At 64.8% G+C, this 24340-nt stretch carries 28 protein-coding genes; 20 read left to right on the top strand and 8 right to left on the bottom strand.

The genetic code is table 11. The features are described from left to right. Positions 1 to 76: 76 nt before the first annotated feature. The 19 genes from ASD04_RS10965 (at position 77) to ASD04_RS10875 (ending at position 15185) form a co-directional block, all read left to right on the top strand. Entirely contained in the window at positions 77 to 850 is a 774-nt protein-coding gene (locus ASD04_RS10965; protein ID WP_200940255.1) for an MBL fold metallo-hydrolase, read from the top strand. A gap of 211 nt (positions 851 to 1061) precedes the next feature. Beyond that, entirely contained in the window at positions 1062 to 1625 is a 564-nt protein-coding gene (rplU, locus tag ASD04_RS10960) for a 50S ribosomal protein L21 (protein ID WP_056256466.1), read from the top strand. Positions 1626 to 1637: 12 nt separating this feature from the next. Beyond that, complete coding sequence (rpmA, locus tag ASD04_RS10955; protein WP_056256464.1) at positions 1638 to 1904, top strand: 50S ribosomal protein L27; 267 nt, start codon at positions 1638 to 1640, stop codon at positions 1902 to 1904. A gap of 122 nt (positions 1905 to 2026) precedes the next feature. Then, on the top strand, positions 2027 to 2554 hold the full coding sequence (locus tag ASD04_RS10950) for a GNAT family N-acetyltransferase (RefSeq protein WP_056256462.1): 528 nt from the start codon (positions 2027 to 2029) through the stop codon (positions 2552 to 2554). Continuing rightward, complete coding sequence (locus ASD04_RS10945; RefSeq protein WP_056256460.1) at positions 2551 to 3069, top strand: GNAT family N-acetyltransferase; 519 nt, start codon at positions 2551 to 2553, stop codon at positions 3067 to 3069. Before ASD04_RS10950 ends, ASD04_RS10945 begins: the two co-directional genes overlap by 4 nt. Further along, positions 3066 to 3602 carry a GNAT family N-acetyltransferase gene (locus tag ASD04_RS10940; protein ID WP_082531147.1) on the top strand — a complete coding sequence of 179 codons (537 nt, stop codon included), beginning with the start codon at positions 3066 to 3068 and terminating at the stop codon, positions 3600 to 3602. Before ASD04_RS10945 ends, ASD04_RS10940 begins: the two co-directional genes overlap by 4 nt. Continuing rightward, entirely contained in the window at positions 3599 to 4642 is a 1044-nt protein-coding gene (obgE, locus tag ASD04_RS10935) for a GTPase ObgE (protein ID WP_056256456.1), read from the top strand. The genes ASD04_RS10940 and obgE overlap by 4 nt, the downstream gene beginning before the upstream one ends. A gap of 160 nt (positions 4643 to 4802) precedes the next feature. Then, entirely contained in the window at positions 4803 to 5942 is a 1140-nt protein-coding gene (gene proB / locus ASD04_RS10930) for a glutamate 5-kinase (protein WP_056256454.1), read from the top strand. Next, positions 5929 to 7209, top strand: a complete 1281-nt coding sequence (locus ASD04_RS10925) for a glutamate-5-semialdehyde dehydrogenase (protein WP_056256451.1) — start codon at positions 5929 to 5931, stop codon at positions 7207 to 7209. The genes proB and ASD04_RS10925 overlap by 14 nt, the downstream gene beginning before the upstream one ends. An 82-nt stretch (positions 7210 to 7291) precedes the next feature. After that, positions 7292 to 7933: a nicotinate-nucleotide adenylyltransferase gene (locus ASD04_RS10920; RefSeq protein WP_056256448.1), complete on the top strand. Its 642-nt coding sequence runs from the start codon at positions 7292 to 7294 to the stop codon at positions 7931 to 7933. 244 nt (positions 7934 to 8177) lie between these two features. Then, positions 8178 to 8504: a ribosome silencing factor gene (gene rsfS / locus ASD04_RS10915; RefSeq protein WP_156461215.1), complete on the top strand. Its 327-nt coding sequence runs from the start codon at positions 8178 to 8180 to the stop codon at positions 8502 to 8504. A 99-nt stretch (positions 8505 to 8603) separates the two neighbouring features. Next, the gene (gene rlmH / locus ASD04_RS10910) at positions 8604 to 9086 is read left to right on the top strand and encodes a 23S rRNA (pseudouridine(1915)-N(3))-methyltransferase RlmH (RefSeq protein WP_056256443.1); all 483 of its coding nucleotides are present in this window, start codon (positions 8604 to 8606) and stop codon (positions 9084 to 9086) included. A gap of 57 nt (positions 9087 to 9143) precedes the next feature. Continuing rightward, entirely contained in the window at positions 9144 to 9401 is a 258-nt protein-coding gene (locus tag ASD04_RS10905) for a type II toxin-antitoxin system prevent-host-death family antitoxin (protein WP_056256442.1), read from the top strand. Beyond that, entirely contained in the window at positions 9398 to 9781 is a 384-nt protein-coding gene (locus ASD04_RS10900) for a type II toxin-antitoxin system VapC family toxin (RefSeq protein ID WP_056256440.1), read from the top strand. Before ASD04_RS10905 ends, ASD04_RS10900 begins: the two co-directional genes overlap by 4 nt. Positions 9782 to 9880: 99 nt before the next feature. Continuing rightward, complete coding sequence (locus ASD04_RS10895) at positions 9881 to 11290, top strand: peptidoglycan DD-metalloendopeptidase family protein (protein ID WP_056256438.1); 1410 nt, start codon at positions 9881 to 9883, stop codon at positions 11288 to 11290. 7 nt (positions 11291 to 11297) lie between these two features. After that, a complete protein-coding gene (locus ASD04_RS10890; RefSeq protein ID WP_056256433.1) occupies positions 11298 to 12725 on the top strand; it encodes a S41 family peptidase in 1428 nt (475 codons plus the stop codon). 94 nt (positions 12726 to 12819) lie between these two features. Continuing rightward, positions 12820 to 13947, top strand: coding sequence for a divergent polysaccharide deacetylase family protein (locus tag ASD04_RS10885; RefSeq protein WP_056256431.1), 1128 nt, complete (start codon positions 12820 to 12822; stop codon positions 13945 to 13947). A gap of 9 nt (positions 13948 to 13956) precedes the next feature. Next, positions 13957 to 14493, top strand: a complete 537-nt coding sequence (locus ASD04_RS10880; protein WP_056256429.1) for an RNA pyrophosphohydrolase — start codon at positions 13957 to 13959, stop codon at positions 14491 to 14493. Between the two features lie 5 nt (positions 14494 to 14498). Next, complete coding sequence (locus ASD04_RS10875) at positions 14499 to 15185, top strand: aspartate/glutamate racemase family protein (RefSeq protein ID WP_056256426.1); 687 nt, start codon at positions 14499 to 14501, stop codon at positions 15183 to 15185. A gap of 3 nt (positions 15186 to 15188) precedes the next feature. Here the strand turns inward: ASD04_RS10875 and ASD04_RS19985 are convergent, their stop codons facing one another. The 8 genes from ASD04_RS19985 to ASD04_RS10840 form a co-directional block, all read right to left on the bottom strand. Beyond that, positions 15189 to 15311, bottom strand: a complete 123-nt coding sequence (locus ASD04_RS19985) for a hypothetical protein (RefSeq protein ID WP_280137675.1) — start codon at positions 15309 to 15311, stop codon at positions 15189 to 15191. A 58-nt stretch (positions 15312 to 15369) separates the two neighbouring features. After that, positions 15370 to 15795, bottom strand: coding sequence for a F0F1 ATP synthase subunit epsilon (locus ASD04_RS10870; RefSeq protein ID WP_056256424.1), 426 nt, complete (start codon positions 15793 to 15795; stop codon positions 15370 to 15372). Between the two features lie 60 nt (positions 15796 to 15855). Further along, positions 15856 to 17295 (bottom strand): F0F1 ATP synthase subunit beta, encoded by a 1440-nt coding sequence (atpD, locus tag ASD04_RS10865; protein ID WP_056256422.1) that lies wholly within the window; start codon positions 17293 to 17295, stop codon positions 15856 to 15858. A 15-nt stretch (positions 17296 to 17310) separates the two neighbouring features. Then, positions 17311 to 18198 (bottom strand): F0F1 ATP synthase subunit gamma, encoded by an 888-nt coding sequence (locus ASD04_RS10860; RefSeq protein WP_056256419.1) that lies wholly within the window; start codon positions 18196 to 18198, stop codon positions 17311 to 17313. Positions 18199 to 18219: 21 nt separating this feature from the next. Next, positions 18220 to 19755, bottom strand: coding sequence for a F0F1 ATP synthase subunit alpha (atpA, locus tag ASD04_RS10855; RefSeq protein ID WP_056256416.1), 1536 nt, complete (start codon positions 19753 to 19755; stop codon positions 18220 to 18222). Next, positions 19756 to 20316 carry a F0F1 ATP synthase subunit delta gene (locus ASD04_RS10850; protein ID WP_056256413.1) on the bottom strand — a complete coding sequence of 187 codons (561 nt, stop codon included), beginning with the start codon at positions 20314 to 20316 and terminating at the stop codon, positions 19756 to 19758. 537 nt (positions 20317 to 20853) lie between these two features. Next, a complete protein-coding gene (locus ASD04_RS10845) occupies positions 20854 to 23022 on the bottom strand; it encodes a primosomal protein N' (protein ID WP_082531146.1) in 2169 nt (722 codons plus the stop codon). A 119-nt stretch (positions 23023 to 23141) separates the two neighbouring features. Next, positions 23142 to 23816 (bottom strand): L,D-transpeptidase, encoded by a 675-nt coding sequence (locus tag ASD04_RS10840; RefSeq protein WP_056256407.1) that lies wholly within the window; start codon positions 23814 to 23816, stop codon positions 23142 to 23144. Between the two features lie 316 nt (positions 23817 to 24132). Between ASD04_RS10840 and ASD04_RS10835 the strand changes: the two genes are divergently transcribed. Next, positions 24133 to 24324: a hypothetical protein gene (locus ASD04_RS10835; RefSeq protein ID WP_056256404.1), complete on the top strand. Its 192-nt coding sequence runs from the start codon at positions 24133 to 24135 to the stop codon at positions 24322 to 24324. Positions 24325 to 24340 lie beyond the last annotated feature (16 nt).

Below are 24340 nucleotides of genomic sequence, written 5' to 3'. Positions count from 1 at the left end.
GATTTCGTGCGACATCGAACCACCAGACACGCGTTTGCGTTCGAGGAACGCAAAGCTGAGCACAGGGAGGAATCCGATGACCAAGCGTCGCGGCGTGATTGCCGGCATGGCAACCCTGCCACTTCTGTCCCTGGGCGCTGCCGCATTCCTGCCGGCCTGGGCACGGGAGCAGGCGGCTCTGGAGGGCGACGCCATTGCCACGGCAGATGGCGATATCATCATTCACCCGGTCGACCATGCCAGCCTGCTGCTCAGCTTTGGCGGCGCGGTGATCTATGTCGATCCGGTGGGCGGGGCCAGCCGCTATGAGGGCCTGCCCGCGCCGACGGCCATCCTGGTCACCCACGGGCATGGCGATCACTTCGATGTGCCCACGCTCGAGGCCATTGCCGGTGCGGCCCCCATCCTCACCAGCCAGGAGGTGTTCGACAAGCTGCCCGAAGCCCTCAAGGCCAATGCCACTGCCATCGCCAATGGCGCGGAAACCAGCCTCGACGGCATCGCTGTCCGCGCCATCGCCGCCCACAATATCACCGGGGACCGGATGCAGTATCACCCGGTGGGCGTGGGCAATGGCTATGTGCTCACGCTGGGCGACAGGCGCGTCTACGTGGCCGGCGATACCGAGCCGACCGAGGATATGCTGGCCCTGACCGGGATCGAAGTGGCCTTCCTGCCGATGAACCTGCCCTATACGATGACACCCGAGCAGGCCGTGGAAGCCATCGGCACCTTCAAGCCGAAAATCGTCTATCCCTATCACTATGGGGATAGCGACCTGGCGCCCCTGGAAGCGGTGGGCGAATATACCGAAGTGCGGCTGCGCGACTGGTACGCGAACAGCGCCTGAAGCCTTGACTCTTGGGGCATTTGCCCCGATAAGCGCCACCAGAAACGTGCGTCGGGTCTCCTGGCGCGCTTTTCTTTGTTTGAAAACGCTGTTCGAGGCTGCCTGCCGGTTTTCCGGCCGACCATTCGAAGACCGCAGGATTTCTGGCTTACCTGCGGCGCCGCAGAGCGCGACACAATGGGACCGGGCGTTTGACGCTCCCGGTTAAGCTATGACTTTCGCCGTGATCAAGACCGGTGGCAAGCAGTACAAGGTTGCCGCCAACGACGTTCTCAAGATTGAAAAGCTCGATGCCGAAGCCGGCACCATCGTCACCTTCGACCAGGTGCTGATGGTTGATGGCGAGGTGGGTGCTCCGCTCGTCGAAGGCGCGCTCGTCGCTGCCGAACTGCTCGAGACCCGCAAGCAGAAGACGGTCATCATCTTCAAGAAGAACCGTCGCCACAATTACCGCCGCCGCAACGGCCACCGCCAGCTGCTGTCGACCGTGCGCATCACCGAGATCCTGACCGGCGGCGCCAAGCCGACGATCAAGGCCGCCGGTGTCGCCAAGCCGACCGAGACCGTGACCGAGAAGGCCCCGGCCAAGAAGGCAACCAAGGCTGCACCGCACGCCGCTGCCGCGGAAACCGCCGAGGCCCCGGCCAAGGCACCCGCCAAGGCCAAGGCGGCGCCCAAGAAGGCCGCTGCCAAGACCGAGGAAGCCGCCGCTGACAAGCCGGCGAAGAAGGCCCCGGCCGCCAAGAAGGCCGCCCCCAAGGCCGCCAAGGAATAAGGAGCCCTAGAGATGGCACACAAAAAAGCAGGCGGTTCATCCCGCAACGGTCGTGATACCGCTGGCCGTCGTCTCGGCGTGAAGAAGTTCGGTGGCGAAGCTGTCGTCGCCGGCAACATCATCATCCGCCAGCGCGGCACCAAGTGGCACCCCGGCACCGGCGTCGGCCTGGGCAAGGATCACACCATCTACGCACTCGTTGACGGCGCCGTGTCGTTCCGAACCCGTGCGAATCAGCAAGTTTTCGTTTCCGTCGACCCGGCAAAGGCCGCCGAATAACCCGGCAGGTCGATCGAACCAGCCGGTGACCAGTTCCCCGGCTCGTGTTCTGACGATGCGAGAAAAATCCAAGGGGAACCGGTATGCCGGTTCCCCTTTTCGCATTCTGGAACAGAGCTCAAATGGACAGCATCAAGGATCGCCTCCCCGCCACGCTGACGACGGACCGCCTGGTGCTGACCACCCCCACCCTGGCGCATGTGCCGGAAATGGCGGTGCTGGCCAACAACAAGGCCATCTACGCGGTGCTGTCGCGCCTGCCCCATCCCTATGCGGAAAGCGACGGCGTGTTCTTCGTTGAGACCATCGCGCGCGGCGAGACCGAATTTGCCTGGTCCATCCTGCGCGAGGGAACCTATCTGGGCACGATAGGGCTGCACCTGCTGCCCAGCCAATTGCCCGAGCTGGGCTATTGGCTGGGCGAGCCGCATTGGGGCAATGGCTACGCCACCGAGGCCGCCCTGGCGGTGGTAGCGGCCGCGCGCGGTGCCGGGATCGCGGCTTTGCGCTCACGCGCCTTGCTGAGCAATGCCGGCTCGCGCAATGTGCTGGCCAAGGCCGGCTTCGTCGAAACAGGCGAAACGGTGGACGAGGCCGGCACACTGGCCGGCCGACAGGTAATGCAGATGCGGCTGGAGTTCGGCAGATGATGCCCTTGCATACGCAAAGGCTGATCCTGCGGGAGCCGACGCTCGACGATGCCCCCTGCTATGCGCTGGGCGTCGGCGAGTATGAAGTGGCGCGGTTCCTGACGCCCCTGCCCTATCCCTATACGCTCGCCATGGCCGTCGACTGGCTGCGCCAGGCCCGGCCGGCGACCCCGGCGCGCTCGGTCCTGGTCATCGACCTGCCGGGAAGGGGCGTCATCGGCTGCATCTCGCTGCTCGACGAACTGGGCTTCTGGATCGCCCGGCCGCACTGGAACCGCGGCTATGTGACCGAAGCGGCCAGCGCCCTGCTCGACTGGCACTTTGCCGGGAGCGAAGCGACCAATGTGACGTCGAGCGCCCACCACGACAATGCCGCCTCGCTGGCCGTGCAGTACAAGCTCGGCTTCCGGCCCACCGGCCGCGAGATGCGCTTCAGCCAGACGCTGCAGCACAATGTGGACCATGTGGTGACACGCCTGAGCCGGCAGGACTGGCAAGCGCGAGGTGCCCCATGAACGCAACATTGCACACGCCCCGCTTTATCCTGCGCCAGCCGCAGGTGGGCGACGCCGAGGCCATTGCCCGCTACCTCAACGATTTCGAAGTGGCCGGCAACCTGGCGCGGGTGCCCTTTCCCTATCGCCTGAGCGATGCCAAGGCGTGGCTGCGCACCAGGCGACCGGGCCTGCCGCCCGAGGAAACCAATTTTGCCATCGACCTGCCGGGCGAAGGTCTTGTCGGCCAGGTCGGCTTTCACCGCGGGTCGGACGGCCCGGTCATCGGCTATTGGCTGGGGCGGCCATATTGGGGCCAGCAGATCATGACCGAGGCGGTGATAGCAAGCCTCGACTGGCTGTTCTCGATTTCGACGGCGCCGGCGATCCGTTCCGGCGTATTCCATTTCAATGCGGCTTCGCTGGCCATCCAGACCAAGCTCGGATTTATCCAAACCGGCCGCTCAACCCTGCTCTGCCTTGCGCGCGAGGCCGAGGTGGAGCATATCGACACCATCATGACGCGCAGCGTCTGGAAGGCCAGAAGCAAATGAAATTCCTTGACCAGGCCAAGGTCTATATCCGATCGGGCGATGGCGGCGGCGGTTCCGTCTCGTTCCTGCGCGAGAAATTCGTGGAATTCGGTGGCCCCAATGGCGGCAATGGCGGGCGCGGCGGCGACGTGGTGCTCGAATGCGTCGATGGCCTCAACACGCTGATCGACTATCGCTACCAGCAGCATTTCAAGGCCAAGACCGGCACGCACGGCATGGGCAAGCAGCGCACCGGCGCCGATGGCGCCGACGTGGTTTTGCGCGTGCCCGTCGGCACCCAGGTCTTCGAAGACGACAACGAAACCCTGATCGCCGACATGACCGAAGTGGGCCAGCGCCTGGTGCTGCTCAGCGGCGGCAATGGCGGCTTCGGCAATGCGCATTTCAAGACCAGTTCCAACCAGGCGCCGCGCCACGCCAATCCGGGCCAGGTCGGCACGGAAAAATGGGTCTGGCTGCGCCTGAAGCTCATTGCCGACGCCGGCCTTGTCGGTCTGCCCAATGCCGGCAAGTCGACCTTTCTCGCCGCCGTCTCGGCTGCCAAGCCCAAGATCGCCGATTATCCCTTCACCACGCTCCATCCCAATCTGGGCGTGGTCTCCATCGGCGAGCGCGATTTCGTGCTAGCCGATATTCCGGGGCTGATCGAAGGCGCCAGCGAAGGCGCCGGTATCGGCGACCGGTTCCTCGGCCATATCGAGCGTTGCGGCGTGCTGATCCACCTGATCGACGGCACGCAGGACGATGTGAAACAGGCCTACAAGACCATCCGCGGCGAGCTTGCCGCCTATGACGAGCGGCTGGCCGAGAAGCCGGAAATCGTGGTGCTCAACAAGATCGACGCCATCGAGCCGGACGATCTCAAGGAAAAGCTCAAGGTGCTCAAGAGGGTCAGCAAGGCCGACGTGCTGCTGGTCTCGGGCGTCACCGGCAAGGGCACCGACATGGTGCTTTATGGCGTGGTCGAGACGCTAGATGCCGAAAAGGCGGCAAAGCTGGAAGCGGCGCGGCGGAAGGTCGAGCCGAATTGGGCGCCGTGATCCTCTTCATCTCTCCCTCTGGGGGAGAGGTCGGCGCGCAGCGGCGGGTGAGGGGGCCTTTCCCACCCACTGCATCAAGAAAAGGCCCCCTCACCCGCCTTGCTTCGCAAGTCGACCTCTCCCCCAAAGGGAGAGGTGATCAGATCGAGCTCGCTTCACCATGAACGCCCTTGCGCCCTATAAGCGCCTGACCATCAAGATCGGTTCGGCCCTGCTCGTCGACAAGGCGGGCGGGCTGCGCAAGGCGTGGCTGGGCGAGCTCGCCGCCGATATCACTGCGCTCAAGGCCAGCGGCTGCGAGGTTGTCATCGTTTCGTCTGGTGCCATCGCCCTGGGGCGGAGCCTGCTGGGCCTGTCGGCTGTGGCGCTGACGCTGGAGCAGAGCCAGGCCGCGGCCAGTGTCGGCCAGATCGCCTTGAGCCAGGCCTGGGCCGAGGCGCTCGGCCATCATGGCATCGTCACCGGGCAAATCCTCATCACGCCCAATATCACAGAGGAGCGGCGCTACTATCTCAATGCGCGCACCACCATCGCCACGCTGCTGGGGCTGGGCGCCATTCCGATCATCAACGAGAATGACAGCGTCGCCACGGCCGAAATCCGTTATGGCGACAATGATCGCCTGTCGGCCCGCGTCGCCACCATGATCGAGGCCGATTGCCTGGTGCTGCTGAGCGATGTCGACGGGCTCTATACCGCGCCGCCCGCCCGGGATCCCGAGGCGACCCACCTGCCCGTGATCAAGGCCATCACCCCGGCCATCGAGGCCATGGCAGGCGGCGCCGCCAGCCACCTGTCGCGCGGCGGCATGACCACCAAGGTCGAGGCCGGCAAGATCGCGACCCAGGCCGGCACGGCCATGATCATCGCCAAGGGCACCGAGAGCCACCCACTCAAGGCGCTAATGGAGGGCGCTCGCCACACGCTGTTCCATGCCGCCCAGAGCCGGGCGCAGGCTCGCAAGCGCTGGATCATGGGCACGCTCGCCGTTTCCGGCACGCTGCAAGTCGATGCTGGCGCAGCGCGGGCTCTGCTGACCGGCAAGTCGCTGCTGCCCATCGGGGTGACGAAAGTGACCGGCATATTCGAGCGCGGCGACGCCATTGCCGTGCTCGGCCCCGATGGCGCCGAGATCGCGCGTGGACTGGCCGGCTTCGACAGCGAGGATGCGCGCCTCGTCATCGGCAAGCGCAGCGATGCGGTGATCGAATTGCTCGGTTCGGGCAATCGCGGCGCCATGATACATCGCGACAATCTGGTGCTGATCGGCGCCAAGGAGGACATAAATGAGCCTGGCTGAGGCCGATACATCCATCGCCACCCTCATGGCCGGGATCGGCCAAAAGGCCCGCATCGGCGCGAAGGCGCTGGCCATTGCCACGCCGGAGCAGAAAAGCCGCGCCCTGACTGTCGCGGCCGGCGCCATCAATGCGCATCGCAAGGCCATCCTTGCCGCCAATGCCAGGGACATGGCGGCCGCGGAAGCCAAGGGCATTTCCAAGGCCTTTCTCGACCGCTTGGCTCTGACCGATGCCCGCATCGACGGCATCATCGAGGCGGTCAGGACCATTGCCGTCCTGCCCGACCCCGTCGGCGCCACCATTGCCGAATGGGACCGGCCCAATGGCCTCCACATCGAGCGCGTGCGCACGCCGCTCGGCGTTATCGGCGTGATCTTCGAATCCCGCCCCAATGTGACGGCCGATGCCGGTGCGCTCTGCATCAAGTCGGGCAATGCGGTGATCCTGCGCGGCGGCAGCGACAGTTTTCACTCCAGCCAGGCCATCGTCGACTGCATGCTTGACGGCCTGCACGCCGCCGGCCTGCCGGTGGAATGCGTGCAGCTTGTGCCCACTACCGACCGCGCCGCGGTGGGCGAAATGCTGAAGGGCCTGGGCGGCAATATCGATGTCATCGTGCCGCGCGGTGGCAAGACGCTGGTCGCCCGCGTACAGGACGAGGCGCGCGTGCCGGTCTTCGCCCATCTCGAAGGCCTGGTACATGTCTATATCGACAAGTCGGCCGATCTCGAAAAGGCGGTCAGCGTCACGCTCAACGCCAAGATGCGCCGCACCGGCATCTGCGGCGCCGCCGAGACGCTGCTGGTGCACAAGGATGTGGTCGAAACCCACCTCAGGCCGATCATCGAGGCGCTCATTGCCAAGGGCTGCGAAATCCGTGGCGATGCGGCCGTGATGGCCCTGATTCCTGCGGCCAGGCCAGCTACCGAGGAAGACTGGAAGACCGAATATGAGGACGCCATCATTTCGGTGAAGGTGGTCGACAGCCTCGAAGCCGCCATCGCCCATATCGAGCACTATTCGAGCCACCACACCGAAGCGATCATCAGCGAAGACCCGGCCTCGGTCGAAAAGTTCTTCAACGAAATCGACAGCGCGATCCTGCTGCACAATGCCTCGACCCAGTTCGCCGATGGCGGCGAATTCGGCTTCGGCGGCGAGATCGGCATCGCCACCGGCAAGATGCATGCCCGTGGCCCGGTCGGCGTCGAGCAGCTCACCAGCTTCAAATACCGCATCCGCGGCAATGGCCAGACCCGGCCGTGATTATTCTCGTCCTGACATCAAATACCTGGCCTTTGCCTCCCCTCCCCCTTGAGGGCGCGACAACCATTCGTTCCGGTGTCATTTGACCCTGCGCCATCCCATCCGCATTCCCGGGATTACCGAACTGCCGCCCTCCGGCAGCGGCATGCGCATCGGCCTGTTCGGGGGCAGTTTCAATCCGATCCATGAGGGTCATCGCCTCGTGGTCGAGGAGACCCTGCGCCGGCTGGAACTCGACGCGCTCTGGGTGCTGGTGACGCCCGGCAATCCGCTCAAGAACCACAGGGACCTGGCGCCGCTGGCCGACCGCGTGCAGGCCGCACGCCGCCTGCTCGACCACCCCAGGGTTCGCGTCACCGGGTTCGAAGCGGCGCATGGCTTCACCTATTCCTGGCAGACCGTCCGCTTCCTCACCCAATCCATGCCCGACCGGCGCTTCGTCTGGATCATGGGCGCCGACAATCTGGTGGACTTCAATCGCTGGGAACGCTGGCGCAACATTGCCGCCATGGTGCCCATCGCGGTCTATGTCCGGCCCGGATCGAGCCGCCGCGCGCCAGTGTCGATGGCCGCCAGCTACCTCGCGCGCTGGCGTATCGACGAAGAGGATGCACCCCGTCTCGCCGTGTTGCCGCCGCCGGCCTGGGTCTATCTGCATGGCCGGCAATCGCCGCTATCCTCATCGGCGATACGGGCAAGGCGGCAACACGTTAAGCCAAAGTGAAGCCCCAATCTTGCGAAACTGTCACGTAAAGCGCATATTGAAGCGTGTGATTTTTAGTCACCGGAACAGGAACTGACTGCTTGCCGTTTGCAAAACGCCTGCAACATTCCGATCAACAACCAAGGATGCTGACCCCACGCATGACCCATGCACTGGCATGGGCGGAAGGCCATTGCTGATGGCCGCGCTGCCCGAAAACACCGTCACCAAGCCCGAAGCGCCCGTCGCGGCCCCGGAACGTCCCATGATCGATGTGATCCTCGACTGCCTTGACGATGCCAAGGCTGAGGAAATCGTTGCCGTGGATATTACCGGCAAGTCGTCGCTGGCCGACCACATGGTGGTCGCCTCCGGCCGTTCGCAGCGCCATGTCGGCGCCGTGGCCGACCAGATGGTCACCGCCCTGCGCGACGCCGGCTATGGCAAGCCGCGTATCGAAGGCTTGCCGCATTGCGACTGGGTGCTGGTCGATGCCGGCGACGTCATCGTCCACATCTTCCGCCCCGAAGTGCGCGAATTCTACAATATCGAGAAGATGTGGCAGGCTGACTTCGCCGCCGACGCGCATTAAGCACGGGGGCACGACCTCGTCCTTCGACAGGCTCAGGATGAGGTCTACTGAGATTCCCGAACAGACCTCATGCCTGTCGAACCACGAGGTCGTGGCATTATGCGTATAACCATCGCGGCTGTCGGTCGGATGAAGGCCGGGCCGGAACGGGAACTGGTTGCCCGCTATCTCGACCGCGCAGTCGGCGGCGGCAAACCGCTGGCGCTGACTGGATTCGACGTCACAGAGCTCAGTGAATCGCGCGCGTCCTCCTCGGCCAGCCGCAAGGTCGACGAAGCCAAGGCTTTGCGCGCCGTATTGGCCGACGGCATCGTTGTGGCTCTCGATGAGCGCGGCAAATCCATCGGCTCGGAAGCCTTTGCCAACCAGATCCTGCGCTGGCGCGACGATGGCCGCCCCGCCGTGAGCTTCATCATCGGCGGCGCCGATGGCATCGACCCCGACTTCGTCAAGTCAGCCGACATGGTGCTGAGTTTTTCACCCATGGTCTGGCCGCATCAACTGGTGCGCATCATGCTGGCCGAACAGCTCTATCGCACCACCACGATCCTGAGCGGGCACCCCTATCACCGCGCCGATTGAATTGGACCATCCAATGGTCTATATTTCTGGCGCTTGCAGCATGTAGCGGAGGCACACATGGACGTGTCCGTATCTGACGCCAAGGCGCAACTAACTGATCTGGTTCGCCGCGCCGAGGAAGGCGAGGAAATCGTGTTGACGCGTCACGGCACTCCGATCGCACGCATCGCGCCAGTGAAGAAGCACCTTACGCCATCGCAACGCCGCGCAATCCTCGACGAGGTACGCGGAACGGGCACCGCTAGTTATGGCGACGGTACTGACGCTGCTCACAGCCAAGACTTCCTTTACGACGAAGACGGCCTACCAGGGTGATTGTTGTCGATACATCTGCACTGATTGCCATTATCGACGATGAGCCCTCCGCGCAGGCGTGCTCAACGGCGCTTGAAAATGCGACGGGGATACTTGTCTCCGCCGCAACGGTCTCAGAGGCCCTTATTGTCGCGGCGCGGCGCGGCATTCTGCCCTCGATGAACACCTTGTTGGATCGCCTCGATCTGGAGATCGTCGCCGTGGACGCGGCCGGGGCGCGCCAAGTGGGGAACACCTATGGCCTGTGGGGTAAGGGCTTCCATCCCGCCAAACTAAATTTCGGCGACTGCTTTGCCTACGCGCTCGCCAAGTCCCGCAAATGTCCGCTGCTGTTTGTCGGCAGCGATTTTTCGCAGACCGACATCGTCAGCGCCCTCTGACAATCACGCCATGGTTAAGCAACGTTAACCTGTGGTTTGCGGGCGGCTTGCTATTGTGCATCGATTGATTCGGGCGCTTGCGCCCCCTTTGGAGAGGTCATGGCGCTGGGGCCGGGCAAGAGACTGGGTGTGATGCTGGCCGGCATGCTGCTGGCGGGCGCTGCAGCCCTGCCTTTGCTCGCCCAGACCGAGACGCCTGCAACGCCCACGGACGCGGCGCCGGTGGAAGCGCCCGCCCCCGCTGAAGCCCCTGCTGCGCTGCCAGCGGAAACGCCGGCCGAAGCCGCCCCCAGTGCAACGGAGGGCGCCACCGAGCCTGCGGCTCCCACCCCCGCCGACCTGGACGAAATCGAAGCGTCGCTGACGCTCAGCCAGGAGCGAATCGACGCGCTCAAGGCCGAGATTGCCGAGATGGAGGGCGACCGCACGCGGCAGAATGCGGCGCTGATCGCGGCGGCCCAGCGGGTCAAGCTGGCCGAAATCGAAGTCGCCGATGTCGAGGACCGGCTGTCCAACCTCATCGTCCACGAACTCGAAGTGCGCGGCCGGCTCGACGGCTCCAATGCCGAGATCGCCAATGTGCTGGCGGCGCTGGAGCGCATCTCCCTCAATCCGCCACCCGCCCTGATCGTCGATCCCGATGATGCTCTGGGCTCAGCCCGCAGCGCCATCCTCATCACCGCCATCGTGCCGCAACTGCGCGCCCGCGCCGATGCTGTAACGGCCGATCTCAAGGCGCTGACCGACATCAAGGCGCAGGCGCAGGCCGAAGAGGCGATGCTCAAGGCCAATTATTCCGTGCTCGAGGAGGAACGGCTGCGCATCGCCACGCTGATCGCCGCGCGCAAGCAGGGCATCGAGATGCGTGGCGCGGAGCTGGCCGCCGAGGAAGCCGAGGCGGTGGCGCTGGCCGCCCGCGCCACGACGCTGCAGGAGTTGATCGGGAGCCTTTCGGCACGCGCCAATGCCGTCTCGGCCACCGGCTCCGCCGCCACCGATCCGGATGTGCCGGCGCTGACATCCGAGCAGATACAGGTGGCCTTGGCCAATCCGGCCCGCACCGAACCGGCCATCCCCTTTGCCGCAGCCCGCGGTTACCTGACCATGCCCGCCAACGGCGTCAACGTGGTCGACTACGGGGCCGGCGATGGCTTTGGCGGCATCAGCCATGGCATTTCGGTGGTAACCCGCGCCGAGGCGCAGGTGGTGGCCCCGGCCGACGGCTGGGTGCTTTATAAGGGCCCCTACCTCAATTATGGCCAGATCGTCATTCTCAATACCGGGCAGAACTACACCGCCCTGCTTGCAGGCCTGCAAACCATCACCGTAGACATCGGCCAGTTCGTGCAAATGGGCATGCCGCTGGGCACCATGGGATCACGTACAATTGGGCGCTCGGTAACCACCAATGCTGGCGCGGCCCAGCCGACCCTCTATATTGAACTCCGACAAAACAACGAGCCCGTCGATCCGACCGGATGGTGGGCAAACCCGACACAGAGTGGATAGAACCCTCATGCGCCTGACACCCCTTCGCGTTGCTGCCATCATCCTGGCGCTGTCGCTGCCCGCCGGCCTGTTGATCGCCCAGGAGGAGCCGGCTCCGGCCCCGCAGGAGCAGGCGCCGCCGGCCGAGCCCGCGCCGGCCCCCAGCGGCGAAGTTCCCGAGCCCACGGCCGAGGAGAATGCCGCCGCGCCGCGCGACCCGCTGGAGATTTATGCCGATCTCAACCTGTTCGGCGAAATCTTCGACCGCATCCGCGCCGAATATGTCGATCCGCCCGATGAGAAGGAGCTGATCCGCGCCGCCATCCAGGGCATGCTGACCTCGCTCGACCCCCATTCGGGCTATCTGCCGCCGGCCGATTATGACGACATGCGCGAAGACACGTCGGGCGAGTTCGGGGGCCTGGGCATCGAAGTCACCATGGAAGAGGGCATCATCAAGGTGGTGTCGCCCATCGACGACACTCCCGCCGCCAAGGCCGGCATCATGGCCAATGACCTCATCATCGAGCTCGACGGCATCCAGGTGCAGGGCCTGACGCTGGATGAGGCCGTGGCCAAGATGCGCGGGCCGATCGGCACCTCTATCAAGGTCACCGTGTTCCGCGAAGGCGTCGACAAGCCGCTCGATTTCGAACTGACCCGCGCCACCATCGCCATGCGCGCCGTGCGCTGGACCATGGAAGGCGGGACCGAGGAGGGCAAGGGCGATGTCGCCGTGCTGCGCCTTTCCCGCTTCTCGGAACAGGCCTTCGTGGGCATCGAAAAGGCCCTCAAGGACATCTACGAGCAGCGCGACGGCGTGGCGCCCAAGGGGATCATCCTCGACCTGCGCAACAATCCCGGTGGCCTGGTCGACCAGTCGGTCTATGTCGCCGACGCCTTCCTCAAGCAGGGCGCGGTAGTGCTGACGCGCGGCCGCATCCCCGAGGAAAGCGCCCGCTACGATGCCCAGCCCGACACCCTCGACGCCATGATATCAGACGTGCCGCTGGTCGTGCTGATCAATGGCGGCTCGGCTTCGGCTGCCGAAATCGTCGCCGGTGCGTTGCAGGACCACAAGCGGGCCACGCTGGTCGGCACGCGGTCATTCGGCAAGGGCAGCGTGCAGTCGATCATCTCGCTGGGGCCCGATGGCGCCATGCGGCTGACCACCGCGCGCTACTACACGCCCAATAACCGCTCGATCCAGGCGCTGGGCATCACCCCAGACATCGAGATCAAGCAGGTCGTGCCCGCCGAATTCCAGGGCCGCGACGAGATCATCGGCGAAGCGGGGCTGGCCGGTCACATCACCATCGAGGGCCAGGAAGAGACCAGCGTCGGCTCCTCGGTCTATGTGCCGGCCGAAAAGGCCGACGACACCCAGCTGCAATATGCCATCCGCCTGATCGACGGGGCGGAGACCAACCCGGCCTATCCGGCCGTGGGCGAATAACGGCAGCCGGCCTGCTGTGTTATGAAACCGTGGGGGCGGGGCCGCTGATTCGCTGCCCCGCCCCGCTGTCTTTGCATCGTGGAACCCATGATCGATGGCCAATGACCTGACGACGCCGTTGACCGGGCGCAAGCGCAAGTCCGGTGGCCCGCGTCCGCACCTGCCGGTAGCGCGAACCCTGTTCGCGATCCTGGCGCTCATTGCCATTGCCTTCGTGCTGCGCCTCGTGCTGACCGACGACCCCAATGGCGGCAGGCCCAGCCAGGAAGTCGCCATTGCCTCGACGCGCAACAGCAACGAAGTGGCCAACCAGGTCAGTTCAGGCCCGGTCGCCATCACTGCCGACCCCCAGCAATTTCCTGCCGGCAGCTCGATAACCAGCGTGCCCACGGGGACGTCTGGCGCCGGCTCCATCGCCGGCCTGCCCGACATTTTCGGCGCCCTGCCCGATCTCAGCGAGGAAACCGGCGACGGCCCCATTCCGCGCATTTCCGCGACCGGCCAGACGCCCTTCGCCACCTATGCGCGCCCGGTGGACCCGGCAACGACCAGCGGCATGGCAATGGTCGCCATCATCGTCACCGGCCTCGGCATCAACGAGCAGGGCTCGCTCGACGCCATCGACCAGCTCCCCGACGCCACCACGCTGGCCTTTGCGCCCTATGGCAAGACGCTGACCACGACCGTCGCCGCGGCACGCTCGGCCGGCCATGAAGTGCTGCTCGAAATTCCGCTCGAACCCTTCGACTTTCCGCAGAACGATCCCGGTCCGCAGACCCTGCTGACCGGCGAGCCGCTGCGGGCAAACCTCGAAAAGCTGTTCTGGCTGATGGCCCGCTTCGGCGGCTACACCGGCGTCATCAACAATATGGGCGCCCGCTTCACCGCCTCGGCCGCCGATTTCTCCCCCATCATGGAGGAGCTGGGCGCCCGCGGGCTGGGCTATGTCGATGACGGTTCATCCAACCGCTCGCTGGCCAACCAGCTTGCCGGCGGTAACAAGGTGCCCTTCTCGCGCGCCGACCTGGTGATCGACGCCAATCCGTCGCGCCAATCCATTCTCGCAGCGCTTGCCAGCCTTGAGGCCAAGGCGCTGGAGAATGGACACGCAATCGGTATTGTCAGCGCTCTGCCCATATCGGTCTCGGCGGTCGCGGAGTGGTCGCGGGAGCTCGAGAGCAAGGGCATCGTGCTGGTTCCGGCCAGCGCCCTGATGAAATAGAGAATAGCCATGCCCGCCCGTCCCGACCGAGACTCCCTGCCCTATCGCGATTGCGTGGGCATTGCCGTATTCAACCGCGAGGGCAATGTCTTCATCGGCCGGCGCAAGCGGGACGGCGACCCCGAAAGCAATTCCGAACACGGCGCGCCCTGGCAGATGCCCCAAGGCGGCATCGACAAGGGCGAGGACCCGTTGAAGGCGGCTTTGCGTGAACTCTACGAGGAAACCAGCATCGGCGCGGTGAGCCTGCTCGCCGAGGCGCCGGAATGGATCTACTACGACCTGCCTGACGAAGAGCTGGGCATTGCGCTCAAGGGCAAATATCGCGGGCAGCGCCAGCGCTGGTTCGCCTTCGCCTTTACCGGCAAGGACGGCGACATCGATGTCCTCTCGCCGGGCGGCGGCAAGCACCCTGCCGAATTCGATGCCTGGCGCTGGGAAAAGCTGAGCCGCATGCCCACCCTGATCGTGCCGTTCAAGAAGCAGGCCTATGAGAAGGTGGTGGAAGCCTTCGCCGATATCCCGCAACGCTTCACCCACACCTAGGCGCCATGAAAACCATTGGCCTTATCGGCGGCATGAGCTGGGAATCGACCGCGCACTACTACCGCGTCATCAACCAGGATGTGGCGGCGCGGCTGGGCGGCCTTCATTCGGCGCCGCTGATCGTCCATTCGGTCGATTTCGCCCCGATCGCCGCCATGCAATCGGCCGGCGACTGGGACGGCGCCGGGCGGCAGCTGGCGAAGATCGCCAAAGGGCTCGAGGCGGCGGGTGCCGAGGTCATCGGGCTGGCGACCAATACCATGCATGTCGTGGCCGGCCACATCACCGACGCCGTCGCCGTGCCCTTCATCCACATAGCCGACCCGACCAGCGAGGCACTACTGGCCGACGGCTTCGAGACCGTGGGGCTGCTCGGCACCCGCTTCACCATGGAAATGGACTTTTATCGCGACCGGCTGGCCGCCAGCGGACTCACCTCGCTGATCCCCGAAGTCGATCGCACCAATCTCAACGGCATCATCTATGAGGAACTGTGCCGCGGCATCGTGCGGGACGAATCCCGCCGCATCTATGTGGACGCCATCGAACGGCTGGCGGCGCGCGGCGCCGAGGCGGTGATCCTGGGCTGTACCGAGATCACCATGCTGATCGACGACGCGGTGAGCCCGCTACCGGTCTACGACACCACCGATCTGCATGCCCGCGCCCTGGTGAGCGCCGCCCTCGGCTGAAGGTCAGGCGGCGCGGCGCGCGTCTTTGGCCGGAATGGCGCCATCCAGGGTGAAGACCTCGATGATACGGTCCAGTTCACTGGCCTGGGCTTCCGTCTGCTCGATGGCGGCAATGTCAACCCGCAAGAACAAAGCGCCCGCGGACCGGGGTCCACGGGCGCCGAAACTGCGATGGCAGTATGCCTTAGTGAATATGGCTGCCGTTGATCTGGCCGGCTTCGATGGCCAGGTTCAGCAGGGCGCTGACCACTTCCTGGGCGTAGGATTTGTCTTCCGGGGTCGCGGCAGCGGCCAGCTCGGCCTCGGCCGCCTTGATCTGGGCGGCGAGGTCGGTGTGGTCGAATTCGGCCACCGGCACCGAGCGCTCGGCCAGGATGGTCAGGCCATCCGGCGAGACATCGGCAAAGCCGCCCTTGACGAAATAGATGGCATCCTGCCCGTCAAGGCCGTTCACGGTGATGAAGCCGGGACGCAGCGTCGTCATGAACGGCGCGTGGTCGTCCATCACGGTGAAATAGCCTTCGGTGCCGGGCACGGTGACCGAGGTCACGACTTCCGACAGCACCAGCCGCTCGGGCGACACGATCTCGATCTTGAGGCCTTCAGCCATTGTCTTGGTCCCTTAAGGAGAGTGGGGCTCGCCGCGTGCGGCAAGCCCGATTGTCAAAGCTTAGGCCGCCTGGGCCGCAAGCTTCTGGGCCTTCTTGACGGCATCTTCGATGGTGCCGACCATGTAGAAGGCGGCTTCGGGCAGGTGATCGTATTCGCCCGCCACCAGGCCCTTGAAGCCCTTGATGGTGTCTTCGAGCTGCACGAACACGCCGGGCGAGCCGGTGAACACTTCGGCCACGTCGAAGGGCTGGCTCATGAAGCGCTCGACCTTGCGCGCGCGCGCCACGGTCAGCTTGTCTTCTTCGGAGAGCTCGTCCATGCCCAGGATGGCGATGATGTCCTGCAGCGCCTTGTACTTCTGCAGCACTTCCTGAACGCGGCGGGCGACTTCGTAATGCTCCTGACCGACGGTCAGCGGATCGAGAATGCGCGAGTTGGAGGCCAGCGGGTCCACGGCCGGGTAAATACCCTTTTCCGAGATGGCGCGGTTCAGCACGGTCACGGCGTCGAAGTGGGCGAACGAGGTCGCCGGCGCCGGGTCGGTCAAGTCGTCGGCGGGCACGTACACGGCCTGCACCGAGGTAATGGAGCCCTTGTTGGTGGTGGTGATGCGTTCCTGCATCGCGCCCATGTCGGTCGCCAGCGTCGGCTGGTAACCCACGGCGGAGGGGATGCGGCCCAGCAGAGCCGACATTTCGGCGCCGGCCTGGGTGAAGCGGAAGATGTTGTCCACGAAGAACAGCACGTCCTGGCCCTGGTCGCGGAAGTTCTCGGCGACGGTGAGGCCGGTGAGAGCAACGCGGGCACGGGCACCGGGGGGCTCGTTCATCTGGCCGAACACCAGGGCGCATTTCGAACCGGCGGCCGAGCCACCATTCTCATGGGGGTCCTTGTTCACGCCCGATTCGATCATTTCGTGGTAGAGATCGTTGCCTTCGCGGGTGCGTTCACCGACGCCCGCGAACACCGAATAACCACCATGCGCCTTGGCGACGTTGTTGATCAGTTCCTGGATCAGCACGGTCTTGCCCACGCCGGCGCCGCCCATCAGGCCGATCTTGCCGCCGCGTGCATAGGGAGCGATCAGGTCCACCACCTTGATGCCGGTGACCAGCACCTGGCTTTCCGGGTTCTGCTCGGCAAAGCTGGGCGCGTCCTGGTGGATTTCGCGCCTGGCTTCGCCCGAGATCGGACCGGCTTCGTCGATCGGCTCGCCGATGACGTTCATGATGCGGCCCAGGGTGGCTTCGCCGACCGGCACGGAGATGGCGCCGCCCAGGTCGATCACTTCGGCGCCGCGCACCAGGCCTTCCGTAGTGTCCATGGCGATGGTGCGCACGGCGTTTTCGCCGAGATGCTGCGCCACTTCCAGCACCAGGCGCTGGCCATTATTGGTGGTTTCGAGTGCGTTGAGGATCGCCGGCAGGTGACCGTCGAACGTGACGTCCACGACAGCACCGATGACCTGCGATACGCGACCGGCCTTTTTCTCTGCCATTTGTTTGTCCTTCGCTTAGAGCGCTTCCGCGCCCGAAATGATTTCGATGAGTTCTTTGGTGATCTGCGCCTGGCGCTGCCGGTTGTAGCTCAACTGCAGCTGGCCGATCATTTCGCCGGCATTCCGGGTCGCATTGTCCATGGCGGACATCTGCGCGCCATAGAACGAGGCGGAGTTTTCCAGCAGGGCCTTCAGGATCTGCACCGAGATATTGCGCGGCAGCAGGTCTTCGACGATGGCTTCTTCGCTCGGCTCGTATTCATAGGGCACGGCCGATGCGGCGACATCGCCTTCCCCGGCCTGCTTTTCGAGCTTTGCGGGGATCAACTGCTGGGCCGTCGGCACCTGGCTGATCACGCTGCCGAACTTGGCGAAATAGAGTGTCGCCACGTCGAATTCGCCGGCATTGAACATGGCCAGCACCTTGTCCGCCACCTGCTGGGCCTGGGTGAACCCGACCTGCTTGATCTCGCGGAAGTTGAAGGTATCGACGATATTGGACGGATACTGGCGCTTGAGAATGTCGTTGCCCTTGCGGCCAACGGTCAGGATCTTGACGGTCTTGCCCTGGCTGAGCAGCTTGGCGGCATGCTCGCGGGCCAGCCGCGCGATCGAGGAGTTGAAGCCGCCGGCGAGGCCCCGCTCGCCGGTGGCGACCACCAGCAGATGCACCTGGTCCTTGCCCGTGCCGCCCAGCAGCACCGGAGCATTTTCCTGCCCGTCATAGACGGCGCCCAGCGCGGCCAGAACCTTGCCCATGCGCTCGGCATAAGGGCGTGCCGCCTCGGCCGCTTCCTGGGCGCGACGGAGCTTGGCCGCCGCGACCATCTGCATGGCCTTGGTGATCTTCTGGGTCGACTTGACCGAGTCGATGCGGTTCTTGAGGTCCTTTAGCGACGGCATGACGTCGTCTCCTTCAAGCCCTTAGGCCGCGTAGGTCTTCTTGATATCGTCCAAAGCTGCCTTGAGCTTGGCCCGCGAGTCGTCGGACAAGGCCTTCTCGGTCGCAATGGTCTTGAGCAGGTCGGCATGCTTGCCGCGCATGGCGCTCAGCACCGTCTTCTCGAAATCGGCAACCTTGTTGACCGGCAGCGAGTCGAGATAGCCGTTGGCGCCGGCAAAGATCACCGCAACCTGTTCTTCCGTCTTGAGCGGGGAGAACTGGGGCTGCTTGAGCAGTTCGGTGAGACGGGCGCCACGGTTCAGGAGGCGCTGCGTGGCGGCGTCGAGGTCCGAACCGAACTGGGCGAAGGCGGCCATTTCGCGATACTGCGACAGTTCGCCCTTGAGCGAGCCGGCAACCTGCTTCATCGCCTTGACCTGAGCCGAGGAGCCCACGCGCGACACAGAGAGACCCACGTTCACGGCGGGGCGGATGCCTTGGAAGAACAGGTTGGTCTCGAGGAAGATCTGGCCATCGGTGATCGAGATCACGTTGGTCGGAATATAGGCCGACACGTCGTTGGCCTGGGTCTCGATGACCGGGAGAGCCGTGAGCGAACCCAGACCGTGGTCTTCGTTCAGCTTGGCGGCGCGCTCGAGCAGGCGGGAATGGAGGTAGAACACGTCGCCCGGATAGGCTTCGCGGCCCGGCGGACGACGCAGCAGCAGGCTCATCTGGCGATAGGCGACGGCCTGCTTGGTCAGATCGTCATAGGCGATCACGGCATGCATGCCATTGTCGCGGAAGAACTCGCCGATGGCGCAGCCGGTAAAGGGCGCGATGTACTGGAGCGGCGCCGGATCGGACGCGGTGGCGGCGATCACGACGGAATACTGCAGCGCACCGGCTTCTTCGAGCTGGCGCACGAACTGGGCAACCGTCGAGCGCTTCTGGCCGATAGCGACGTAGATGCAGTAGAGCTTGTCGGTTTCCGACGCATTGGCGTCGTGGGCCGGCTTCTGGTTGAGGAAGGTGTCGAGAATGATCGCCGACTTGCCGGTCTGGCGGTCACCAATGATCAGCTCGCGCTGGCCACGGCCGATCGGGATCAGCGCGTCGATCGACTTGAGGCCGGTCGACATGGGCTCATGCACCGACTTGCGCGGCAGGATGCCCGGCGCCTTGACGTCGACGCGGCGGCGTTCGGTATGCTCGATCGGACCCTTGCCGTCGATCGGGTTGCCCAGGCCATCGACCACGCGGCCCAGCAGGCCCTTGCCGACGGGGGTATCCACGATGGAACCGGTCCGCTTGACGACGTCGCCTTCCTTGATGGCGCGGTCATTGCCGAAAATCACGACGCCGACATTGTCGGTTTCGAGATTGAGGGCCATGCCCTTGACGCCGCCCGGGAACTCGACGAGTTCACCGGCCTGCACATTGTCGAGGCCATAGACGCGGGCAATACCGTCACCGACGGAAAGCACCTGACCGACTTCGGAAACCTGGGCTTCCTGGCCGAAATTCTTGATCTGGTCCTTGAGGATCGCAGAGATTTCCGCGGCTTTGATGTCCATTTATCCGACCTCTTTCATGGCGATCTTCATCGCGGTCAATTTCGTCTTGAGTGAAGAGTCGATCATCTGCGATCCGACCTTCACCTGAAGGCCGCCGATCAGCGACGGGTCGACAAACTGGTTGAGCGTAACGGTCTTGCCGATCTTGCCCTTGAGCGTCTCGGCCAGCGACTTGACCTGGGCGGCGCTGAGCGGGCTGGCCGAAGTCACGTCGGCCGTGACTTCCCCGCGCGCCTTTGCGGCCAGCTCGCGGAAACCCGCGATGATGGCGTCAAGCGCGAACAGCCGCCCGTTCCGAGCGATGAGCTTGAGGAAATTGGCGACCAGCGCATTGGTCTTGCCCTTGGCGAGCAGCGCATCGAGCGCCTCGGCCTTGTCGTCGCCCGATATGACCGGCGAGCGCAGGAAGCGCGCGAAGTCGGCGCTTTCCCCGATAAGGCGGGATACGTCCGAGAGCGACGTCTCGACCGATGCCAATTGGTTCTCGCTCTCGGCGAGGTCGAACAGTGCCGACGCATATGGCCGGGCGATCTGGGTAAGCACTGAATTCTGCGCTGCCAATGCCGCTACACCCTCTAGGTTGCCTGCCCGCTTCTCCGCCCTGTTTCTATTGGGGAAACCCGGGCGGTTGCCGACGCTTGTTCTTGTCTGGAAAAGGGGCCGTCCGGAGACCCCTTCAAAGTCGCGCTCGCTCTAGCACAAGGCCCGAGCGGCTTGCAAGGCTTGGCGCCCCGATTCAAATGTGGCGAAAGTGTCGCAGGCGTCGAGCCGGCTCCAGTGGAGCGATTTGAGGCGAGAAGACCGGGAGAGCCATGCCCGAATGGCGGCAGCGGCGCGGATCGCCTGGGAACTGCGGACGCACAGATATGTGCCAGCTGCCTCCGTGGTTACGAAGGCTTAAGACATGTGCTCGCATTATGTCTGGGTGATCTTCTGATCGCTCCCGGTCTTCTGACCGGATAAGGGGCGCAGCGGGCGGTTGGGATGGCTGGGTAAGCACACCGCCCGCCGCTAGCCTCGGTCATCACTCCGTGGCTGGCCCCACTTTGGGCTCCAAAGGTAAATAATACCTTGCGGGCGCCACCTTACGTCGCGCCGCTACATGAAGCTCATCGGATCGATATCGACCTGTACGCGCAGGTTGCCGCTGACTTTTTCCGCCGATCCGAGCCAGAACCGCACATAGCCGCTGAGGTCGAAATCCTTGCCCGACTGGGCCAGCAATCGCACGCGATGGCGCCCGCGAACCATGGCAACCGGTGCATCGGCCGGTCCGAACAGGCGGACGCCATCGGCCATAGGCGCCACCGAAAGCAGCTTTCTGGCATAGCCCATCGCCACCTCATGCTCATTGGCCGAAACGATGAGCGCCGCGAGCCGTCCGAAGGGTGGCAGGCCGCCGGCTTCGCGCGCCGTCAGCTCATGGGCATAGAAGGCCTCCCGGTCGCCTGACACCATGGCCCGCATCACCGGATGATCAGGGTGATAGGTCTGCAGGAACGCCTTGCCGGTCTTCGAGGCGCGTCCGGCGCGTCCCGCCACCTGGGTCAGGATCTGGAAGGTCTTTTCGGCGGCGCGCGGGTCGCCATGCGCCAGGCCCAGATCGGCATCGAGCACGCCTACCACCGAGAGCTTTTCGAAATGATGGCCCTTGGAAACGAGCTGGGTGCCGATGATGAGGTCGAACTCGCCCCGCTCGATTTCGGCGAAGCGCTCGCGCAACTGGGCATTGCTGCCCATGTCGGAGGAGAGAATCACCCGCCGCGCGTCGGGAAAGCGCGCAGCGGTCTCCTCGGCGATCCGTTCGATGCCGGGGCCGACGGCGATGAGGCTTTCGGTATCGCCGCACTGGCTGCAGGCCTTGGGCGTTTTCACCTCATGCCCGCAATGGTGGCACATGAGGACGCCACGGAAACGATGCTCCACCATCCAGGCCGAACAGTCCGGGCATTGATATTGATGGCCGCAGGATTTGCACAGCGTCAGCGGGGCATAGCCGCGCCGGTTGAGGAACAGCAAAGCCTGCTCGCCGCGATCGAGCGCCGCGAAGACTTCGCGCGCCAGTTGCGGGGCGATCCACTGGCCCTTTTCCGGGCCATCCACCCGCATGTCGATGGCCGTGATATTGGGCATGGCCGCTTCGGCAAAGCGCGACGTCAGCAGCACATGGGCATAGCGCCCGGCATTGGCATTGTTGCGGGTTTCGACCGATGGCGTGGCCGAAGAGAGGATGACACGGGCATTGCTGAGATGGGCGCGCACCACCGCCATGTCGCGGGCGTGGTAATTGACCCCGTCGGACTGCTTGTAGGCGCCGTCATGCTCCTCATCGAGCACCAGCATACCCAGTTCGCGAAAGGGCAGGAACAGCGCCGATCGGGCGCCCACAACGGCGCGTACCGAGCCGTCGAGCACGCCGCGCCAGACTTTGGCGCGCTGCGCCGGCGTCATGTCGGAATGCCATTCGGCCGGCTTGGTGCCGAAGCGCTTGGTAAAGCGGGCGATGAAGGTGTTGGTGAGGGCGATTTCGGGCAAGAGGATCAGCGCTTGTCGCCCGGCGCGAAGGGTATCGGCCACCGCCTCGAAGAACACCTCGGTCTTGCCGCCTCCGGTAACGCCATCGAGCAAAGCGACGCCGAACTGGTGCGGATCGAGCGCGGTGATTTCATCCAGCGCCTGTTGCTGGGCTGCCGACAGCGTGGCGATGGCGGCCTCCGGATCGGGCGGCAACACCACGGGCGGCGGCGGCATTTCGAGCCGTTCCACTGCCCCTGCCCGCTCCAGCCCGTCGATGACCGAGGGGGAAACGCCGGTGGCGCCGATCAAGGCCGGCTTGGGCCAGGCCATGTCGTCCAGCAATGTATCGAGCACGCGCAGCCGCGCCGGGGTGAGCTTTTCCGGCTCATGCCCGGTGCGGCGATAGGCGACGACCGGACGCGGCGTATCGAGCGCTTCGGTGGAGCGCAGCACGGCGCGCAGCACCATTCCCGGCGTCGCCAGCGTATAACGCGCCACCCAGTCCACCAGCTTGAGCAATTCCTCGCTGAGCGGGGGAATGTCATAGGCGATGGCAATATCGCGCAGCCGGTTATGCGCCACCAGGTCCCGGGGCTGGCCCCAGACCACGCCCAAAGTCAGCCGCGGGCCCAGCGGCACGGCCACGATCGAGCCGCGCGTCACCACCATGCCCGGTGGAACGCGATAACTGTAGGGGCCTTCGACGGCGACCCCCACCATGACGGCGACGATGTCTGGACGCTCTTCCATTTGTGCCCGTTCTGTTCGCATCCGAACATAGGGAGCGCAAGTGATTCTGCCAGCCCCGGCTGTTCCTTGTTGTCGCGTTCCCGAACCGCAGAACCGGGACCACTTCTGCTGGAAACGCCCTAGACGACGACCAGCGTCGACCCGACCCGCACTGCGTCATGGAGGTGGATGATGTCCTGCTGCAGCAGGCGCACGCAGCCGCTCGACACCGCCTGGCCGATGGAACGCTCGTCGGGATTGCCGTGGATGCGGTAGATCGTATCGACATTGCCCTGGTGGATATAGAGCGTGCGCGCGCCCAGCGGATTGCCCACGCCCGGCTCCATGCCATGACGGTAAGGCTCCAGCTCGGGCTGGCGGCCGATCATTTCGGATGGCGGCGTCCAGGTCGGCCAGGCGCGCTTATAGGCGATATGGGCACGGCCCGACCAGGCATAGCCAGCCCGGCCGATACCCACGCCATAGCGGGTCGCGAGGCCATCCGCGCCCACGTGATAAAGGAAACGGTTGGCCGTATCGACGACGATGGTGCCGGGCTGCTCGCCGGTCGGATCGATCACCTGCTGGCGCCAGTAGATCGGATCGACCAGCGACATGTCGGCGGCGCGCAGCGGGAAGGGCTCGTCGTAGACCGGGCCATACATCAGCTGCACATCGGCGGGAACGCCATGGCGGACCGGGGCGGCGGGCACGGTGATACGCGGGCTCGTGGTCGCACATCCCGCAAGGGCCAGGGCGGAAAGACTGGCGGCGCCGGCCATGAACTGGCGGCGGCCAAGGGAAAGGCTGGTCATGTTGGAACACTCGGAGAGGCGGCCGAAGAGCCGCGGAAAGGACTGGCGAATACCGAAACGCTTCAGGCCAGCCGAGGCGGCCGCAATTCGGGCGGCAGCACGATCTGCGCGCCCACGATCAGGGCGGCAATGTTGGGGAGACACGTCATATCCCGCCATAGCGCGCCCGTTTCGCGCGCGAAAGCCCGCTCACGCCAGCGTGTAGGCCGGCCGGGAACAGGCCGCGCGCTCTGGTGCATTTGCGCCACAGACGCGCTGCTGACAGGCCCTGTCAGGGAGCGGGCGCATCCTGTCTTTCCAAGCAGAGGAGCATGCCATGTCCCAGATGATCGATCGCCTGCCGCTGAGCGAGGATCTCGTGACCATCGCCAAAAAGGCCAGTCTCTACAGCCTGTTGCAGCAGGCGCTGCGGCGCCGGCGCCTGCCACAGCAATTGCCGCCGCGGCTTTATGACGACCTGGGCCTGCCGCCCAGCCAGCGACCCGATTTTGGCCCGCATTGCCGCTAGGTTAAGACAGGGTTTA

The sequence above is a fragment of the Devosia sp. Root436 genome (assembly GCF_001426345.1).
Lineage (GTDB): Bacteria > Pseudomonadota > Alphaproteobacteria > Rhizobiales > Devosiaceae > Devosia.
The sequence above is the reverse complement of the archived record's forward strand: the minus strand, read 5'-3'. Positions and strand labels throughout refer to the sequence as shown.